We start from the raw sequence: 14,994 nt of genomic DNA on the forward strand, positions 1-14,994 counted from the left end.
CCGCCCGCCTGGCCGCCGAGGCCGATTCCGTCGTTCCGCCGCCCAGCGCCTGGACGTCCCTTTCCCTGACGCCTGACCGCGTCGATCTGAAGGTCTGATCGATGGTTGACGCCGTCTCTTCCAACAACGCCGCGGGCCGGGTGAACGCCGGGGGTCAGATGCTGGCCTCCAACTTCCAGACCTTCCTGTCGCTGCTGACCACGCAGTTGAAGAACCAGGATCCGCTGTCGCCGGTGGATTCCAACGAGTTCACCGCCCAACTGACCCAGATGGCGGGCGTCGAGCAGCAGTTGCTTACCAACGACCTGCTGACCGGCCTGCTGAAGGCCCAGCAGGGCGACGGCCTGACCGGCGCGGCGCAGTATATCGGCAAGGACGCCACCGCCGTCTGGGCCGCGACCCGCTTCGAGGACGGCGAGGCCAACTGGAGCTATGAGCTCGCCGCCGACGCGACCGACGCCACGCTTCAGGTGCTGGACGCCTCGGGCAAGGTGGTCTGGAGCGGCCCGGCCCCCGAAAAGACCAACGGCATGCACGACTTCAAGTGGGACGGAAAGACCACCGGAGGCGGCCAGGTCGACGACGGCGGCGTCTATACGCTGAAGGTCGTCGCCAAGGACGGCGCAGGCAAGGCCGTCGACAGCCAGGTGCTGATCCGCGGCCGCGTCACCGGCGTCGAGATGTACGACAACACGCCCTTCGTCATCATCGGCAACTCGATCATGCCGGTGTCCAGCCTGATCGCGCTGGAAGAACAGAAGGTCGCCGTCAAACCCGAGGACGACGCCGGCGCGGCCAGCGCCCTCGCCTCGAAACTCAACCCCTTCAATCTTCTCTCGTAAGGAACCCCAGACATGAGCATCAACGGCGCCATGATGGCCGGCGTGTCCGGTCTGACCGCCAACGCCGCGGCCCTTTCGACGATCTCGCAGAACATCGCCAACGTGAACACGGTCGGCTACAAGCGCGCGTCGACCGAGTTCGCGACCGTGGTCAACGCCCAGACGGCGGGCGTGAACTATTCCGCCGGCGGCGTTCAGGCCGCCGCCCGCCACTTCATCAGCCAGGCAGGCCAGCTTCAGCGCACCACCTCGGGCACCGATCTGGCCATCGCGGGCCAGGGCTTCTTTGTCGTCACCGAAAAGTCCGAGAACCTGACCCTGTCGGACGCGCGCCTGTTCACCCGCGCCGGGGCGTTCAAGATCGACGACCTGGGCTATCTGCAGAACACCTCGGGCCTGTATCTCCAGGGCTGGCCGGTCAGCGCCGACGGCGTGGTCAACAGCGACCCCTCTGACATGAGCCGCCTGCGCACCATCAACGTCGGCTCGGTCGGCGGCGCGGCCGAACCGACCACCCGCGTCGGCCTGAACGCCAATCTGAAGTCCAGCCAGCCGGTCAATGAAGCGGCTCAGAATCCGCTTCCCACCGGCGTCACGGCCTACGATCCGACCACCCACTCCATGTCGATGTACGCCAACGACCCGGCGACGGGCGTGAAGCCGGACTTCGAGATCACCATTCCGGTGTCCGACTCCAAGGGCGGTCAGCGCAACATCACCGTCTCCTTCCTGAAGAGCGCGGACGCCAACGAGTGGTACGCCGAGATCCGCGCGCCCGCAGGCACGGTGACCAACGCCGACGGCCTGCTGAAATCCGGCCGCATCGCCTTCACCCAGGACGGCCGTCTGGACGTCGCCGCCATGCAGGCGTGGAGCGCCCCGGGCGGCATCGGCGGCGGCCTGTTCGACGACCCCACCAACGCCAGCATCAGCCTGTCGGCGTCCGACGGCACGGCGCCCGCCGACGGCAGCACACCGAACGGCGGCTGGGATCCATTGCTGGGCATCGCGTCCCAGACCATCGCCTTCGACCTGAACGCCTCGGCGGGCGGCCTGACGCAGTACGACAGCACCTCCATCGTCCAGGCCACCTATACGAACGGCACGGCCTTCGGGAACCTGACCGAGGTGAAGATCGACGAGACCGGCTTCGTCACCGCCATCTTCGACAACGGCGTGATGCGCAAGATCGCCCAGGTCGCCCTGGCCACCTTCCCCAGCGCCGACAGCCTGAGCGAAGTGTCCGGCAACGCCTTCCGCGTCAGCCAGAGCTCCGGCACCTTCAACCTGAAGGCGCCCGGCACGGGCGGCGCGGGCCTGCTGGGCGCGCAACAGCTGGAGGCCTCGACCGTCGACCTGTCGACCGAGTTCACCGGCCTGATCACCACCCAGCGCGCTTATTCGGCCTCGTCCAAGATCATCACCACCGCCGACGAGATGCTGGCGGAGCTGATCAACATTAAGCGCTGATCGGCCAACGGGAATCCATGAGCAAGGTCTCGTTAGACTCGATGAATCCTTCCTTTAGCCGGCGCAGAACGCGCCGGACCGGCCGGATGCGTTTTAGCCATTCCTTCACCACGACGCTTAAACGCCCCTTAGCGGGCGGGGCCCTAGCCTGTGCGTCTATGGTGGTGGTGAGAGAGGCTTAAGCCCATGCTGCAAGAGCGACGCCTTAACAGTAACGGCGAACAGTACGTGGTCGGCCCGACGGGCACGCCCCTGACCCTGCGGGATCTTCCCCCGTCGGACACGAACCGCTGGGTCATCCGCCGCAAGGCCGAGGTCGTGGCGGCCGTCCGCGGCGGCCTGATCAGCCTTGAGGACGCCCTGGCCAAATACCGTCTGACGGCCGAGGAGTTCCTGGCCTGGCAGAAGGCCATCGACAAATGGGGCATGCAGGGCCTGCGCACCACGCGCATCCAGAGCTACCGCGACTAGGCTTTCGTCTGGACGCATGATCATGGGCCGCTCCTGAACGGGGCGGTCTTTTTCATTGGGGCGCGCCTTGTTTCGGACCAGGCCTCGAAATCGCGCGCCTTAGGGCCTAAATGGCGGCGATGACCATGGACGCCCTGACCGACGACATCCTCTGCCCCGTTCCCGACATCGCCCCCATGTCGCAAGCCGACCTGGACGCCGCGATCGAGAGCGTGCGACAGGCCGTCGGCCTGCCGCAGGGCGCGCGCGTGGTCGCCGCCATGTCGGGCGGGGTGGATTCCACCGTCGTCGCCGCCCTGCTGCACAAGGCGGGCTATGACGTGGTCGGCGTGACGCTCCAACTCTACGACCACGGCGAGGCGCTGAAGAAGAAGGGCGCCTGCTGCGCCGGTCAGGACATTCACGACGCCCGTCTGGCCGCCGACCTGATCGGCATCCCGCACTACGTCCTCGACTATGAAAACCGCTTCAAGGACGCGGTGATCGACCAGTTCGCGGATTCATACCTGAAGGGCCAGACGCCGGTCCCCTGCATCCGCTGCAATCAGACGGTGAAGTTCCGCGATCTGCTGGATGTCGCCCGCGACCTGGGCGCCGAGGCGATGGCCACCGGCCATTACGTGCGCCGCGCCACGCACGGCAACCGCTCGCAGATGAGGAAGGCGGTCGATCACTCGCGCGACCAGTCCTACTTCCTGTTCGCCACGACGCAGGATCAGTTGGACTATCTGCGCTTCCCCCTGGCCGATCTGGAAAAGCCCCAGGTGCGCGGCGTCGCCGCGTCGCTGGGCCTGCGCATCGCCGCCAAGCCGGACAGTCAGGACATCTGTTTCGTGCCGACCGGCGACTATCGCACCCTGATCGATCGCCTGCGGCCGCAGGGGCGTGAGGCGGGCGACATCGTCCACATGGACGGCCGGGTGCTGGGCCGCCATTCGGGCATCACCGACTACACCATCGGCCAGCGCCGGGGGCTGAACGTCGCCGTGGGCGAGCCGTTGTTCGTGGTCAAGCTGGACCCTGACAACCGCCGCGTCATCGTCGGCCCGCGCGAAGCCCTGCTGACCGCGCGCCTGACGCTGGAGGAAACCAATTGGCTGGGCGACCAGGCCACGATCGAAGAGGCCGCCCGTGACGGCGCCCCGGTCCTGGCCCGCGTCCGCTCAACGCGCCAGCCCTCCTCCGCCCGCCTCGCTTTTATTGACGGCGCCGTGCAGGTCGTCTTCGATCAGGGCGAAGAAGGCGTCGCCCCCGGCCAGGCCTGCGTCCTCTACGACCCGGCCGACGACGAGCGCGTGATGGGCGGCGGCTTCATCCAGTCGACAGAGGCCGTGGCGGTCTAACCCCTATCGTCACCCTCGGGCTTGTCCCGAGGGCCCAGCGCGGCGACACGCTTTTCGCTGAATTCGCCAGCCGCACGGACAGCCGCTCAGGTCACGCACACGTCCGCCATGGGCCCTCGGGACAAGCCCGAGGGTGACGGTTCTGATGGGCCGCATAGACCCTCAGGCAGTTGCCGTCCGGGTCGCGCGCCACGAAGCCGTGGCCGCCGTTCATATCAGTCGGCGGCAGGACGATGCGCGCGCCCCGGTCCCACCAGTCGATGTGCAGTTGGTCCACCACGGCGGGCGCGGCCATACGGACGTCCACCTGCGCCCCGCCTCGCCCGCGCCACAGGCTGAGCGTGCGCCCCGGCGCCAGCAAGAAGACCGCATGGTCCGGCCCCGCCTCCACAGGACGACGGTCCAGCAACCCGGCGTAGAAGCGCGCGCTGGCGCCCGGATCGGCCACGTTCAGCAGAATGTCGTCGCTCATGGTCATGGCCCCTCCGCCTGTCTGAACAGAAGGGGAACCTAGCCGGACCTGCCGCCAATTTCTGTCAGCATCATCGCGGCGGTCCCTGATGGTCGCAGGTCTCGTGCCAACGCTTCAGCAGCACGGCCTTGCGCGTGGGATAGCGGGCCTCCAGCACCTCGGCCTCGACGATGCGGTCGGTGCGGAAACTGCGGAAGTCGCCGCGCAGCTCGCACCATCCGATCAGCAGCCGCACCCGGTCGAAGAAGGCCAGGGCGAAGGGCCAGACCACCCGGTCCGAAGCCGTCCCCGCCTCGTCGCGATAGTTCAGCCTCAGCTTGCGCTCGATGCGGATCGCCTTGCGCAACTGGGCCGGATCGACCGCATCGGCGGGGATCGGCGCGCCCGGCCCGATGAACAGGGCCGAGGCCTCCATCTCGTCGCGCAGATCCGGCGGCAGCACCGCCGCGATCCTCGCCTGGGCGCTCAAGGCCGCATCCCGCAATCGCGCATCCGCCCGCTCGGCCACCCAGCGCGAACCCAGGGCCAGGGCCTCGATCTCCTCCGGCGTGAACATCAACGGCGGCAGCAGATAGCCAGGCTTCAGCACATAGCCCACGCCCGGCTCGCCCTCGATCGTCGCCCCCTGCGCCTGCAAGCTGGCGATGTCGCGATAAAGGGTGCGCAGGGAAACGCCCGTCTCGGCCGCCAGCGCGCGTCCGCTAACCGGCCGACGATGCCGCCGCAGGGTGTTCAGCAGATCAAGCAGGCGTTCGGATCGTGACACGCCGCAAGCTTAGCAGACTTGCTGCCAGAAAACGGCAGCATGGAAAGACGCCTCGCATCAAAGTCAGCCACGCGGCGTAACGACGATCACTTAATTTTTCGACAGACCGCATCCATACGCGCATGGTGCAGCCTCTATCGACCATCACGCTCCTCATGAGGCTCCGAATGCGCTCCTTCGCCTGCATGGTTTCCGTCCTGGCGCTTGCCGCCGCCGTCCCCGCCGTCGCCACGGCTGAAACCGCCGCCCCGACGCAGGCCGCGTCAGCCGCCGCGGCGCCCTATACGGCCGCCCAGTTCTTTGAGACGACCAGCTTCTCGATGGCCAATCCGGACGGTCTGGCCTTTTCCCAGGGGCGCAGCCACGTCCTGATCTCATCGGACAAGACGGGGGTGTTCAACGCCTACGCCCTGCCAATCGCGGGCGGCGAGCCCGTGCCGCTGACCGCTTCAACCGCCAACGCCACCTTCGCCCAGAGCTACTTCCCCGACGGCCGCCGGGTTCTGGTGGCGGCGGATCAGGGCGGCAACGAGCTGACCCACATCTATGTGCGTGAAACCGACGGGACGCTGCGCGACCTGACGCCGGGCGACAAGCTGAAGGCCGGCTTCGTCGGCTTCAGCGACGACGGCAAAACCTTCTGGCTGACCAGCAACGAGCGCGACGCCGAGGTCTTTGACCTCTACGCCTACGACGCCGTGACCTATGAGCGGAAGCTGGTGTTCCAGAACCCCGGCATGGACGTCGCGGCCGTCTCGGGCGACGGTCGTCTGGTCGCCCTGACCAAGTCCCACACCAGCGCCAACTCCGACATCTATCTGGCCGACCTTCAGGCGGGCGGCGAGCCTTATCTGATCACCCCGCACACCGGCGACGTCGCCTATGACGTCAGCGGCTTCAGCCCCTTCAACGCCACCCTGATCTACACCAGCAATGAAGACGGCGAGTTCAGTCAGGCCTACGCCTATGACATCGCCAACAAGGCTCACAACCGCACCACCCAGGCCGACTGGGACGTCATGTACGTCGCCTTCTCGCCCAACGGCCGCTACCGCGTCACGGCGGTCAACGCCGACGCCTCGACCGAACTGACCATCGAGGACTCTCAGACCCGCGCCCCGATCCGCCTGACCGGCCTGCCTCAGGGCGACATCACCGGCGTCCGCTTCGATCCCGGCGCCGATCTGGCCGCCTTCACCGTGGTGTCCGACACCTCGCCCGCCGACGTCTTCGTCGCCGACCTGTCGACCGGCCAGGCGCGCCGGCTGACCCACGCCCTGAACCCGGCCATCAAGGAGAACGATCTGGTCGAGGCGACCATCGTCCGCTATCCCGGCGAAGGCGGGGTGATGGTTCCGGCGGTCCTCTATCGGCCCAAGGGCGCCTCGGCGGCCAACCCGGCCCCGGCGGTCGTTCTGGTCCACGGCGGACCGGGCGGCCAGACGCGACGCGGCTATTCCGCCATGGTCCAGCACCTGGTCAATCACGGCTATGCCGTGCTGGGCGCCAACAACCGGGGCTCGTCCGGCTACGGCAAGACCTTCTTCCACATGGACGACAAGAAGCACGGCGAGGCCGACCTGCGCGACATCGTCGCCGGCGGCGACTGGCTGCGGGCGCAGGACTGGGTGGCCGACGATCAGGTCGCGGTCATGGGCGGCTCCTACGGCGGCTACATCACCGCCGCGGCCCTGGCCTTCCACCCGGAGAAGTTCGAGGCCGGCATCGACATCTTCGGCGTGACCAACTGGGTGCGGACCCTGCAATCCATCCCCGCCTGGTGGGGCGCCCAGCGCGTGGCTCTATACGACGAGATGGGCGACCCGGCGGTCGATGCGGAGCGCCACCGCGCCATCTCGCCCCTGTTCCACGCCGACAAGATCCGCCGCCCCCTGCTGGTGGTGCAGGGCGCCAACGACCCGCGCGTGCTGCAGGTCGAGAGCGACGAACTGGTCGAAAAGGTCCGCGCCAACAATGTGCCGGTCGAATACGTCGTCTTCCCCGACGAGGGTCACGGATTCCAGCGTCGCGCCAATCGCATCACCGCCCAGGAGGCCTATCTGGCCTTCCTGAACCGCTACGTACGCAAGGCGGACTGAGGCCGTTCGTCAGGCGGTCCCTTCGACGTGAAGGACCACCCGGTTACGGCCTTCCCGCTTGGCGCGGTACAGCGCCGCGTCCGCCGCCTGCACCAGGGCGTCGCCGTCACGGTCCATGCTCTTGGACCATTCGGCGACGCCGAAGGACATGGTGCTGCTGCCCAGCGGCTGCTTGCCCAGTCGAAGGGCGATGCCGGCGATGGCCTGGCGAACCGTATCGACCCGTTGCGACAAGGCCTCGGCCGTGGTGCCCGGCGCGATGATGATGAACTCTTCGCCGCCGTAGCGGCAGACGATGTCGCCGTCGCGGAACCGATGCCCCAGTTCGGCGGCGACGGCTTGCAGCACCACGTCGCCCGCGTCGTGGCCGAACTCGTCGTTGAAGCGCTTGAAATGGTCCACGTCGCACATGACCACGCACAGGGGCGCGCCCGAACGCGCGGCGCGCGCCACCTCCAGCGCCAGCGCCTCCTCCATGTAGCGACGGTTGAACAGGCCGGTCAGCGGATCGCGGATCGTCTGCTCCTTCAGGTCGCGCTGCAGCTTCTGATTGACCATGGCCGAGGCGATGTTCTCGGCCAGGACGTTGAGGCGGAACTGCGTCTCGGCCTCGACCAGCCCATCCAGATGCAGGACGCCGATCACCTCGCCTGACGCCAACAGCGGCTCGCAGTGATAGGGCGCCGCCATATGATCCACATGGCCGCAGACGACGTCCGCGCCCGGCTCGGACACGAAATGGCTCTGGCCCCGACGCAGGGCCCAGCACTGGTCCGGCGCAAAGCCGTCCTGCTCGCTCTCGTGCCCGCCCCAGCCCGACAGCGGGACCAGAAGATTGCGCGAGTTGTTGTAGGCGTAGAGCGCGCCCGGCAAGCCCGGCAGCACGCGCGGCACGAAGGCGTGGATGACCTGAGCCAGTTCGTCATCCGTGCGGGCCGCCTGCATCCGGTGGGCCATGCCGCCCAGCAGTTCGATCACCTCGCCGCGCTCGCGCAGGGTCTGGGCGCTGGACAGCAGCTCCTCATGCACGCGCTTCAGTTCGCGCTCGCTGCGGCTCTGGTCGGTCGCCGCCGTCGCCAGACGGTCCGCCATGTCGTTATAGCCGCGCGCCAGGCGGTCGAACTCGCGCGAGCCCATGCGGCCGTCGATCCTCTGGTTCAGATCGCCCGCGCCCAGTCCGGTCATGGCGCGTGTGATGACGCGCACCGGCTGGCGAATGCCGCGAATGACCATGAAGGACACCGACAGGGAGAAGAAGGCGATCAACGGCCCGCCGATCAGGGCCAGGCCTCGCACCCGCGCCAGCCGCTGCTCGGCCGCCTCGACGCGACGCGCCTGCAACACCCGCTCCTCGTCCAGCAGCGCTCGCGCCGCCAGCACGAAGGCGCTCATGGAATCGAATCCACGCCCCTCGACGATGAAGGCTTCGGCCCGAGCGAAATCCCCGCTCCGCGCCAGGGTCAAAGGCTGACGCAACAGTTCGATACGGCCTGAAAGCTGCGCGCCCAGAGCCTGCACCCGCTCCTGTTGTGACGGGTTGTCCCGCGTCAGTTCCACCAATTCGCCGAACGCCCGCAAGGAGTCCGAAACCCGCGTGTCAAAGGACTGAGCGTAGGCCGGATTCCGCGTCAGCACATAGGCGCGCTGGCCCGACTCCGCGTCGCGCAGACCGGCCACGGTCTCTTCCATCGCCTGGATGACCTTGGCGGAGTGCGTCACCCAGCGAAAGCTCTCGCGGGTCTGCCGCGAAGCGTCGGCCAGGGCGGCCACAAGAACCAGTAAAGCGATCACCACCAGGGCGCTGACGGCGGCGATCCTGGACGTCAGGGACTGAAACATGCCCCACCGTTAACCTTCGACGGTTGACGGAGGTTGAATCGATCAGAGGGTTTTACGCCGCTTCGTCCTTGGCCGGCATGACCTCGCCGACCGTCGGGCGGTTCTCGGTGAAGACCACCTCCACCTCGCGCGGGCGAACCATCTCATTGCAGCAGCCGCAGGCGATGCGGGGCTTCAGATCGTGCCCGCAGGTCTTGTGACGCAGGACGATGCCTGACGGTTCGTCGCCATAGACATGCTTCTCGCCCCAGGCGTGCAGGGTGACGAGGACGCCGTACAGATCCTTGCCCTTCGCCGTCAGCACATATTCGTTGCGCGGCGGACGCTGGGAATAGGGACGCGGCTCCAGCACCCCATGATGCACCAAGGATTTCAGGCGTGCGGCCAGGACGTTGCGCGCCACGCCCAGCCGCTCCTGCCATTGCTCGAAGCGGCTGACGCCGTTGAAGGCGTCGCGGATGACCAGCATGGTCCACGGATCGCCGATCACCTCGAGGGTGGCGGCGACCGAGCAGCTCTGGCGCGAATAGTCGGCGGTGCGTCCCATCAGCAGAAAGTGACCTCGCGTCAGGCTTTTGACAAGGGTTGCCAATCGCGACGGAGTCAGTCAGTTTCTATTTGCAACTGACATGACCGCTCCCCGGCCGTGTCCATCCCTCGACTCGGGGGCGGCGCCGTCGCAGGTTCCGCCTCCGCTTTTCGATGAGAGCCATGACCGAACCCGACCTGATCCACGCCGCCTTCCGCCTGACGTCCGAAGATGACGGCGTCCTGGCCGCCCACCTTTCCGGCGAGTTCTCGAACGGCCCGATCAGCGCCCCGCCCGAGGCGGGCTTCCCCTTCGGCGGCCTGCTGGCGGCCCTGTGCGCCGGGGCCATGCGCCAGGGCCTGGGGATCGAGGCGCCGCTGCGCAGTCTGACGGTCCAGTATCTGGCCGCAGCCCGTTACGGCCAGTCCCTGCACTTCCGCCCCCGGATGCTGCGCGGCGGCCGCAACGTCGCCTATGCCGTGGTTGAGGGCGGGCAAGGTTCGAAGCTGACCCACCACGCCAGCGCCACCTACGGCGCGGACGGCGCGACGCCCGCCCCCCTGACGCCCCTGCTGGCGCCGCCGCCCTCGCTGGACAGCCTCAAGGACGCGCCGGGCATCAGCGGCCCGATGGCCCCGCGCTTCTCGCAGCACGTCGACTATCGCTTCGAGAACGGCCCCAACATCCTGGGCGGCAACGAGGGCAAGCCGGTCGTCGAGCGGGTGTGGATGCGGGTGAAGGACGGCGCGCCGCTGGACGAGCTGCGGATGTGCTACCTGCTGGACGCCCTCTATCCGCCCGCCTGGACGGCCTTCAAGGCGCCGCCGATGATGACGACGGTGGACCTGCGCTGCGACTTCCTGGCCGATCCGACGCCGGACAGCGCGCCCGACGGCTGGGTTTTCTTCGAATACCGCCTGCTGGATCACGGCCTGGGCTGGTCGGTGGACGAGGCGATCGCCTGGGGCGCGGACGGCCGCCCGCTGGCCCTGGCCCGCCAGCGCCGCAAGCTGCTCTAGGCCGCTCGACGGCGACGCTGGATGAACAGCGCCCCGCATCCCGCCAGCAAGGTGGTTAGCGCGATCATGGCCCATTCCGTCAGCGTCGGAACCGGCTCGGCATAGATGAAGTTGCTGCTCGGCGAAGAGAGACTGGGACCGCCCAGAGCGGACACGGAAACCGGTTGCGGTCCCTTAGCGCCGGGCGGGGCGATGGCCGTGATCTGGGTCGGGCTGTCAACGGTGAACCAGGCCGGAACGCCGCCAAAGGTCACAGCGGTCGCGCCGTTGAAATTGGTTCCGGTGATGACGACGCTCTGCCCGCCCTCCAGCGGCCCTGACGGTGGCGAGAGGCTGGCGATAACGGGAGCGTGCGTCACCGTCAGGGTCGGGTGCTGCCCGCCCACCATCTGGAAACTGCCGCCGACAGGCCAGTTATAGGTCAGAACGGCAGGCGCCAGCGGATAGGTCGTCAGCGTGCTGTCCGCCGTCAAATCCAGCACGATCTCACAAATAAAGGAAACAGGCTGGCTCATGCCGCTCACTGTCAGGACATTGCCGGTCAGATCGACTGAAGCCGGGCAATACGATGACGGCGTGACAGCGGTGGCGGTCAGTCCGGCAGGAACCGTATAGGTGAAGGCTCCGCCGCTCATGGGCCCCGGCGCCACCTCCGAAGTGTAGATCCCGAACTTCAGCTGTGTGGCGCCGCCCGGATTCACGCCCGGCGAAGCGTAGGAACCACTCATGGTCACGTTCTGAGCCATAACCGGCGCTGCGCAGGCGAAAAAGGCGGAGGCCAGCACGGCGCCTAACACGATACGAGACATGAACCTGTTTCCTGATCCCGCCTCGGCAACGCTCAGCGAATCGATTTGGCGGCAAATCCTAATACCACCGGCCATCGAGCGACGGTCAACCAATCTCCGTTCGCCTTCCTCTGTTTACGGCTTGCGTCATTCGACACGACGCCCGATCTAGCCCGTAACAGTGTTTGCATCAGGATGCCCCCTCATGACCGTCGCCAATGATCCCGTCGTCATCTGCTCCTTCGCCCGCACCCCGATGGGCGGCTTCCAGGGCGCGCTGTCGCCGGTCAAGGCCACTGACCTGGGCGCCGCCGCCGTCAAGGCCGCCGTCGAGCGCGCGGGCGTCGCGCCGGAGAAGATCGAGCAGATCTTCATGGGCTGCGTCCTGCCTGCCGGTCTGGGCCAGGCCCCGGCGCGTCAAGCCGCCATCGGCGCCGGTCTCGGCAAGCATGTCGAGGCGACGACGGTGAACAAGATGTGCGGCTCGGGCCTGCAATCGGCCATGATGGCGCACGACGCCCTGCTGGCGGGCACGGCCGAGGTCATCGTCGCGGGCGGCATGGAGTCGATGACCGGCGCCCCCTATCTGATGAACAAACACCGCGGCGGCGCCCGCATCGGCCACGACGTCATCGTCGATTCCATGATGATGGACGGCCTTGAAGACGCCTATTCCCCCGGCAAGGCCATGGGCGTCTTCGCCGAGGACGCGGCGGCCCAGTATCAGTTCACTCGCGAACAGATGGACGAATACGCCATCGAAAGTCTGACCCGCGCCAAGAACGCCATCGCCTCGGGCGCCTTCAAGGCCGAGATCGTCCCGGTCGAGGTCGCCACCCGCAAGGGCCCGGTGACGGTCAGCGAGGACGAACAGCCCGGCAAGGCCGACCCGGCCAAGATCCCGACGCTGAAGCCCGCCTTCGTCAAGGACGGCGCCGTCACCGCCGCCAACTCCAGCTCCATCTCCGACGGCGCCGCCGCCATGGTCATGACGCGCGAAAGCACGGCCAAGGCCCTGGGCCTGCCCATCGTCGCCCGCGTGGTCAGCCACGCCGCCCACGCCCACGAGCCGGCCCTGTTCACCACCGCCCCCGTCCCGGCCATGCAGAAGGCGCTGAAGAAGGCCGGCTGGTCGGTCGAGGACGTGGACCTGTGGGAGGTCAACGAGGCCTTCGCCGTCGTCGCCATGATCGCCCAGCAGGAACTGGGCATCGACCGCGCCAAGCTGAACGTCAACGGCGGCGCCACGGCGCTGGGCCACCCGATCGGCGCCTCGGGCGCGCGCATCCTGTCCACCCTGCTGGCGGCGCTTCAGGCGCGCGGCGGCAAGAAGGGCGTGGCCTCGCTGTGCATCGGCGGCGGCGAGGCGGTGGCCATAGCGGTGGAACTGGTCTGAGCCTGCGGCGTTGTCGGCGGTCAAGCTTACTGACTGTGGAGACCTCCCCCTTGAAACTCCCTACCCTCTTCGCCGCCGGCGTCGCCGCCTTGAGCCTGACCGCCTGCGCCACCGCCCAGGCTGAAGGCGTCATGACCCAGAACAACTCCGCGACCGGCCAGGCCGGGTCCGTCGACCTCAAGGCCTTCCCGGCCGCGATGGCGGGCCAGACCCGCCACATCATCAACCTGCCGGCCCAGTCGGACGAGGACGCGCTGAAGGTCGAACTGATCCTCGGCAAGACCAAGACCGTCGACTGCAATCGCCAGTTCTTCGGCGGCAGCCTGGAGACCCGCACGGCTCAAGGCTGGGGCTACGACTACTATGTCCTGCCCGCGCTAGGCGCCGGGGCCAGCACCCTGATGGGTTGCCCGCCCGGTTCGGAGCGCGAAGCCTTCGTGACGACGCAGGAGCAGCCGCTGATCCGCTACAACTCGCGCCTGCCGGTGGTGGTCTACACGCCCTCGGACGTCGAGGTGCGCTATCGCGTGTGGCGCGCGGGCGAGACCCAGACGGCGCGCTGATCCGCGCCGTTCTTTGAAATCAGACGCGGGCGTCGGTCGGATTCGGTCGGCGCCCGTTCTGTATCAGGCCCGCGTCGTCCATCCGCATCCCGCTGCATCAGCGAGGCCAGTGAAGCGCATCCGGCGCTCAGGACGATCATGGGCCGACTCCTGCATCTGCGAACCATTTGCAGGTTTGCGCAGAGTCGGTCTTCGTGCAAGCGTCCGCCGCCATTTCTCTGGAGACTCGTCATGCGCGAAGACGGCAAGCTGGACTATCTCGAACTGCCCGCGACCGACCTGACGGCGCACAAGGCCTTTTACGCCCAGGCGTTCGGCTGGAGCTTCCAGGACTACGGCCCGGCCTATGCGGCGTTCAGCGAGGGGCTGGACGGCGGCTTCACGCCCGACGCCATGACGCCCAAGCCCCTGCCCATCCTCTACGCCCACGATCTGGAAGCCATGCAGGCCAAGGTCGAAGCGGCGGGCGGCGCGATCACCCACGCCATCTTCGCCTTCCCCGGCGGGCGGCGCTTCCACTTCCGCGACCCGTCCGGAAACGAACTGGCCGTCTGGTCCGAGAAGTAAGGCCCTATTTGGGATCCACCGTCTGAGCGATGCGCTCGGCCTCGTCACGGTCGGCGCCGTCCTGAGCCATCACCCAGACGTGGATCTCGGCGGGCTCCGCCGAACGCTGGAACAGGTGCTCCATGGCGATGCGGCGCTGCCCCTCGGTCGTCACCACCGACACGCGGCCGCCGACCGTCACATGATCGCCGTCATAGATGGGAAACTGCGACGTCGGCCCGGCGTAGATCATCAGATAGGTCTTGCCCGCCTTGCGCGCGGAATAGACATGGGCGCCCGGCACCGCGCGGCCCTCGACCAGTTGGAAGCCCGGCGGCAGATCAATGATGAACGGCAAGGCGGCGCGTTCGGCGGCGCTCAAGCCTTGCGGCGTCGGCGCGGACGGCGACGGCGGCGGAGCGGGTAGAACCGCCTGAGGTCGAGTGGTTCCGAGCGGCGCCTGACCTGCGATCTTCGGCGGTTGCGGGCGCGGGACGGGGGTTGCCTGAGAACGCGGCGTCGGCGCGACCTGAGTTGCAGCCGGGGGCGTCGGGCGAGATGCGGTCTGGGGGGCTGCCTGGGGCGCGGCTTGATCAGGCGTTCGAGCGGTCTGCGACGTTGTTGACGACGGCGGCGTCTGCGGGGCGGACGGCGCCCCGTTCAGACGGCGCGTCAGTTCCTCGATCCTAGCCCTTTCAGCAGGGTCTTGGCGCACAGCGGCCGGAGGCGAGGCCGGCTGCGCCCGCGCTTGCAGCGTAGGCTGAGGCGCGGAAGAACGAGCCGGTTGCGGTGCAACCTGGGGCGCGGCCTGGCGCGCAGTTTGGGGTGTCGGCTGGGCGGCGGGCGGCGCC

The 14,994-nt window shown here is 67.8% G+C and carries 15 protein-coding genes; 9 read left to right on the top strand and 6 right to left on the bottom strand.

Features of this window, described 5'->3' with window-relative positions; translation table 11 throughout:
• The first annotated feature begins 101 nt into the window (after positions 1 to 101).
• The 4 genes from B2Y21_RS06185 to mnmA all read left to right on the top strand — a co-directional run bounded on the left by B2Y21_RS06185 (position 102) and on the right by mnmA (position 4,126).
• Positions 102 to 842 (top strand): flagellar hook assembly protein FlgD, encoded by a 741-nt coding sequence (locus tag B2Y21_RS06185; RefSeq protein ID WP_292058000.1) that lies wholly within the window; start codon positions 102 to 104, stop codon positions 840 to 842.
• Between the two features lie 12 nt (positions 843 to 854).
• Positions 855 to 2,312: a flagellar hook protein FlgE gene (flgE, locus tag B2Y21_RS06190; RefSeq protein WP_292058003.1), complete on the top strand. Its 1,458-nt coding sequence runs from the start codon at positions 855 to 857 to the stop codon at positions 2,310 to 2,312.
• 186 nt (positions 2,313 to 2,498) lie between these two features.
• Positions 2,499 to 2,783: a DUF1153 domain-containing protein gene (locus B2Y21_RS06195; RefSeq protein WP_087139603.1), complete on the top strand. Its 285-nt coding sequence runs from the start codon at positions 2,499 to 2,501 to the stop codon at positions 2,781 to 2,783.
• Positions 2,784 to 2,893: 110 nt separating this feature from the next.
• Positions 2,894 to 4,126 carry a tRNA 2-thiouridine(34) synthase MnmA gene (gene mnmA / locus B2Y21_RS06200; protein WP_409514778.1) on the top strand — a complete coding sequence of 411 codons (1,233 nt, stop codon included), beginning with the start codon at positions 2,894 to 2,896 and terminating at the stop codon, positions 4,124 to 4,126.
• A 91-nt stretch (positions 4,127 to 4,217) separates the two neighbouring features.
• Here mnmA and B2Y21_RS06205 read toward each other — a convergent pair whose 3' ends face one another.
• Positions 4,218 to 4,598 carry a VOC family protein gene (locus tag B2Y21_RS06205; RefSeq protein ID WP_292058007.1) on the bottom strand — a complete coding sequence of 127 codons (381 nt, stop codon included), beginning with the start codon at positions 4,596 to 4,598 and terminating at the stop codon, positions 4,218 to 4,220.
• Positions 4,599 to 4,668: 70 nt separating this feature from the next.
• Entirely contained in the window at positions 4,669 to 5,364 is a 696-nt protein-coding gene (locus tag B2Y21_RS06210) for a helix-turn-helix transcriptional regulator (RefSeq protein WP_292058009.1), read from the bottom strand.
• A gap of 167 nt (positions 5,365 to 5,531) precedes the next feature.
• Here B2Y21_RS06210 and B2Y21_RS06215 point away from each other — a divergent pair, with 167 nt between their 5' ends.
• The gene (locus B2Y21_RS06215) at positions 5,532 to 7,463 is read left to right on the top strand and encodes a S9 family peptidase (RefSeq protein ID WP_292058011.1); all 1,932 of its coding nucleotides are present in this window, start codon (positions 5,532 to 5,534) and stop codon (positions 7,461 to 7,463) included.
• 9 nt (positions 7,464 to 7,472) lie between these two features.
• Here B2Y21_RS06215 and B2Y21_RS06220 read toward each other — a convergent pair whose 3' ends face one another.
• Together B2Y21_RS06220 and B2Y21_RS06225 are read right to left on the bottom strand one after the other, a co-directional pair.
• Positions 7,473 to 9,302: a diguanylate cyclase gene (locus B2Y21_RS06220; protein ID WP_292058013.1), complete on the bottom strand. Its 1,830-nt coding sequence runs from the start codon at positions 9,300 to 9,302 to the stop codon at positions 7,473 to 7,475.
• 52 nt (positions 9,303 to 9,354) lie between these two features.
• Positions 9,355 to 9,849, bottom strand: a complete 495-nt coding sequence (locus B2Y21_RS06225) for a winged helix-turn-helix transcriptional regulator (protein ID WP_200167686.1) — start codon at positions 9,847 to 9,849, stop codon at positions 9,355 to 9,357.
• Positions 9,850 to 10,013: 164 nt separating this feature from the next.
• On the opposite strand from B2Y21_RS06225, the gene B2Y21_RS06230 reads away from it, so the two are divergent.
• Positions 10,014 to 10,850 (top strand): acyl-CoA thioesterase, encoded by an 837-nt coding sequence (locus B2Y21_RS06230; RefSeq protein WP_292058017.1) that lies wholly within the window; start codon positions 10,014 to 10,016, stop codon positions 10,848 to 10,850.
• On the opposite strand, the gene B2Y21_RS06235 is transcribed toward B2Y21_RS06230, so the two are convergent.
• Positions 10,847 to 11,752 (bottom strand): IPT/TIG domain-containing protein, encoded by a 906-nt coding sequence (locus tag B2Y21_RS06235; protein WP_292058020.1) that lies wholly within the window; start codon positions 11,750 to 11,752, stop codon positions 10,847 to 10,849. The two genes, B2Y21_RS06230 and B2Y21_RS06235, sit on opposite strands and share 4 nt — an antisense overlap.
• A 91-nt stretch (positions 11,753 to 11,843) precedes the next feature.
• On the opposite strand from B2Y21_RS06235, the gene B2Y21_RS06240 reads away from it, so the two are divergent.
• From B2Y21_RS06240 to B2Y21_RS06250, 3 genes are all read left to right on the top strand, one after another.
• A complete protein-coding gene (locus B2Y21_RS06240) occupies positions 11,844 to 13,034 on the top strand; it encodes a thiolase family protein (protein ID WP_292058022.1) in 1,191 nt (396 codons plus the stop codon).
• A 50-nt stretch (positions 13,035 to 13,084) separates the two neighbouring features.
• Complete coding sequence (eco, locus tag B2Y21_RS06245) at positions 13,085 to 13,597, top strand: serine protease inhibitor ecotin (RefSeq protein ID WP_292058026.1); 513 nt, start codon at positions 13,085 to 13,087, stop codon at positions 13,595 to 13,597.
• 231 nt (positions 13,598 to 13,828) lie between these two features.
• A complete protein-coding gene (locus B2Y21_RS06250; RefSeq protein ID WP_292058029.1) occupies positions 13,829 to 14,164 on the top strand; it encodes a VOC family protein in 336 nt (111 codons plus the stop codon).
• A gap of 4 nt (positions 14,165 to 14,168) precedes the next feature.
• On the opposite strand, the gene B2Y21_RS06255 is transcribed toward B2Y21_RS06250, so the two are convergent.
• The gene (locus B2Y21_RS06255; RefSeq protein WP_292058031.1) at positions 14,169 to 14,525 is read right to left on the bottom strand and encodes a hypothetical protein; all 357 of its coding nucleotides are present in this window, start codon (positions 14,523 to 14,525) and stop codon (positions 14,169 to 14,171) included.
• Positions 14,526 to 14,994 lie beyond the last annotated feature (469 nt).

It is taken from the genome of Brevundimonas sp. UBA5936, assembly GCA_002430835.1.
Taxonomy (GTDB): domain Bacteria; phylum Pseudomonadota; class Alphaproteobacteria; order Caulobacterales; family Caulobacteraceae; genus Brevundimonas.

Bases quoted from the DNA above. Each gene is read 5' to 3' on its own strand.
- B2Y21_RS06220 (WP_292058013.1), bottom strand. From the start codon at position 9,302: ATGTTTCAGTCCCTGACGTCCAGGATCGCCGCCGTCAGCGCCCTGGTG.
- B2Y21_RS06225 (WP_200167686.1), bottom strand. From the start codon at position 9,849: ATGGGACGCACCGCCGACTATTCGCGCCAGAGCTGCTCGGTCGCCGCC.
- B2Y21_RS06250 (WP_292058029.1), top strand. From the start codon at position 13,829: ATGCGCGAAGACGGCAAGCTGGACTATCTCGAACTGCCCGCGACCGAC.
- B2Y21_RS06215 (WP_292058011.1), top strand. From the start codon at position 5,532: ATGCGCTCCTTCGCCTGCATGGTTTCCGTCCTGGCGCTTGCCGCCGCC.
- mnmA (WP_409514778.1), top strand. From the start codon at position 2,894: ATGGCGGCGATGACCATGGACGCCCTGACCGACGACATCCTCTGCCCC.
- B2Y21_RS06185 (WP_292058000.1), top strand. From the start codon at position 102: ATGGTTGACGCCGTCTCTTCCAACAACGCCGCGGGCCGGGTGAACGCC.
- B2Y21_RS06195 (WP_087139603.1), top strand. From the start codon at position 2,499: ATGCTGCAAGAGCGACGCCTTAACAGTAACGGCGAACAGTACGTGGTC.
- flgE (WP_292058003.1), top strand. From the start codon at position 855: ATGAGCATCAACGGCGCCATGATGGCCGGCGTGTCCGGTCTGACCGCC.
- B2Y21_RS06205 (WP_292058007.1), bottom strand. From the start codon at position 4,598: ATGAGCGACGACATTCTGCTGAACGTGGCCGATCCGGGCGCCAGCGCG.
- B2Y21_RS06240 (WP_292058022.1), top strand. From the start codon at position 11,844: ATGACCGTCGCCAATGATCCCGTCGTCATCTGCTCCTTCGCCCGCACC.
- B2Y21_RS06230 (WP_292058017.1), top strand. From the start codon at position 10,014: ATGACCGAACCCGACCTGATCCACGCCGCCTTCCGCCTGACGTCCGAA.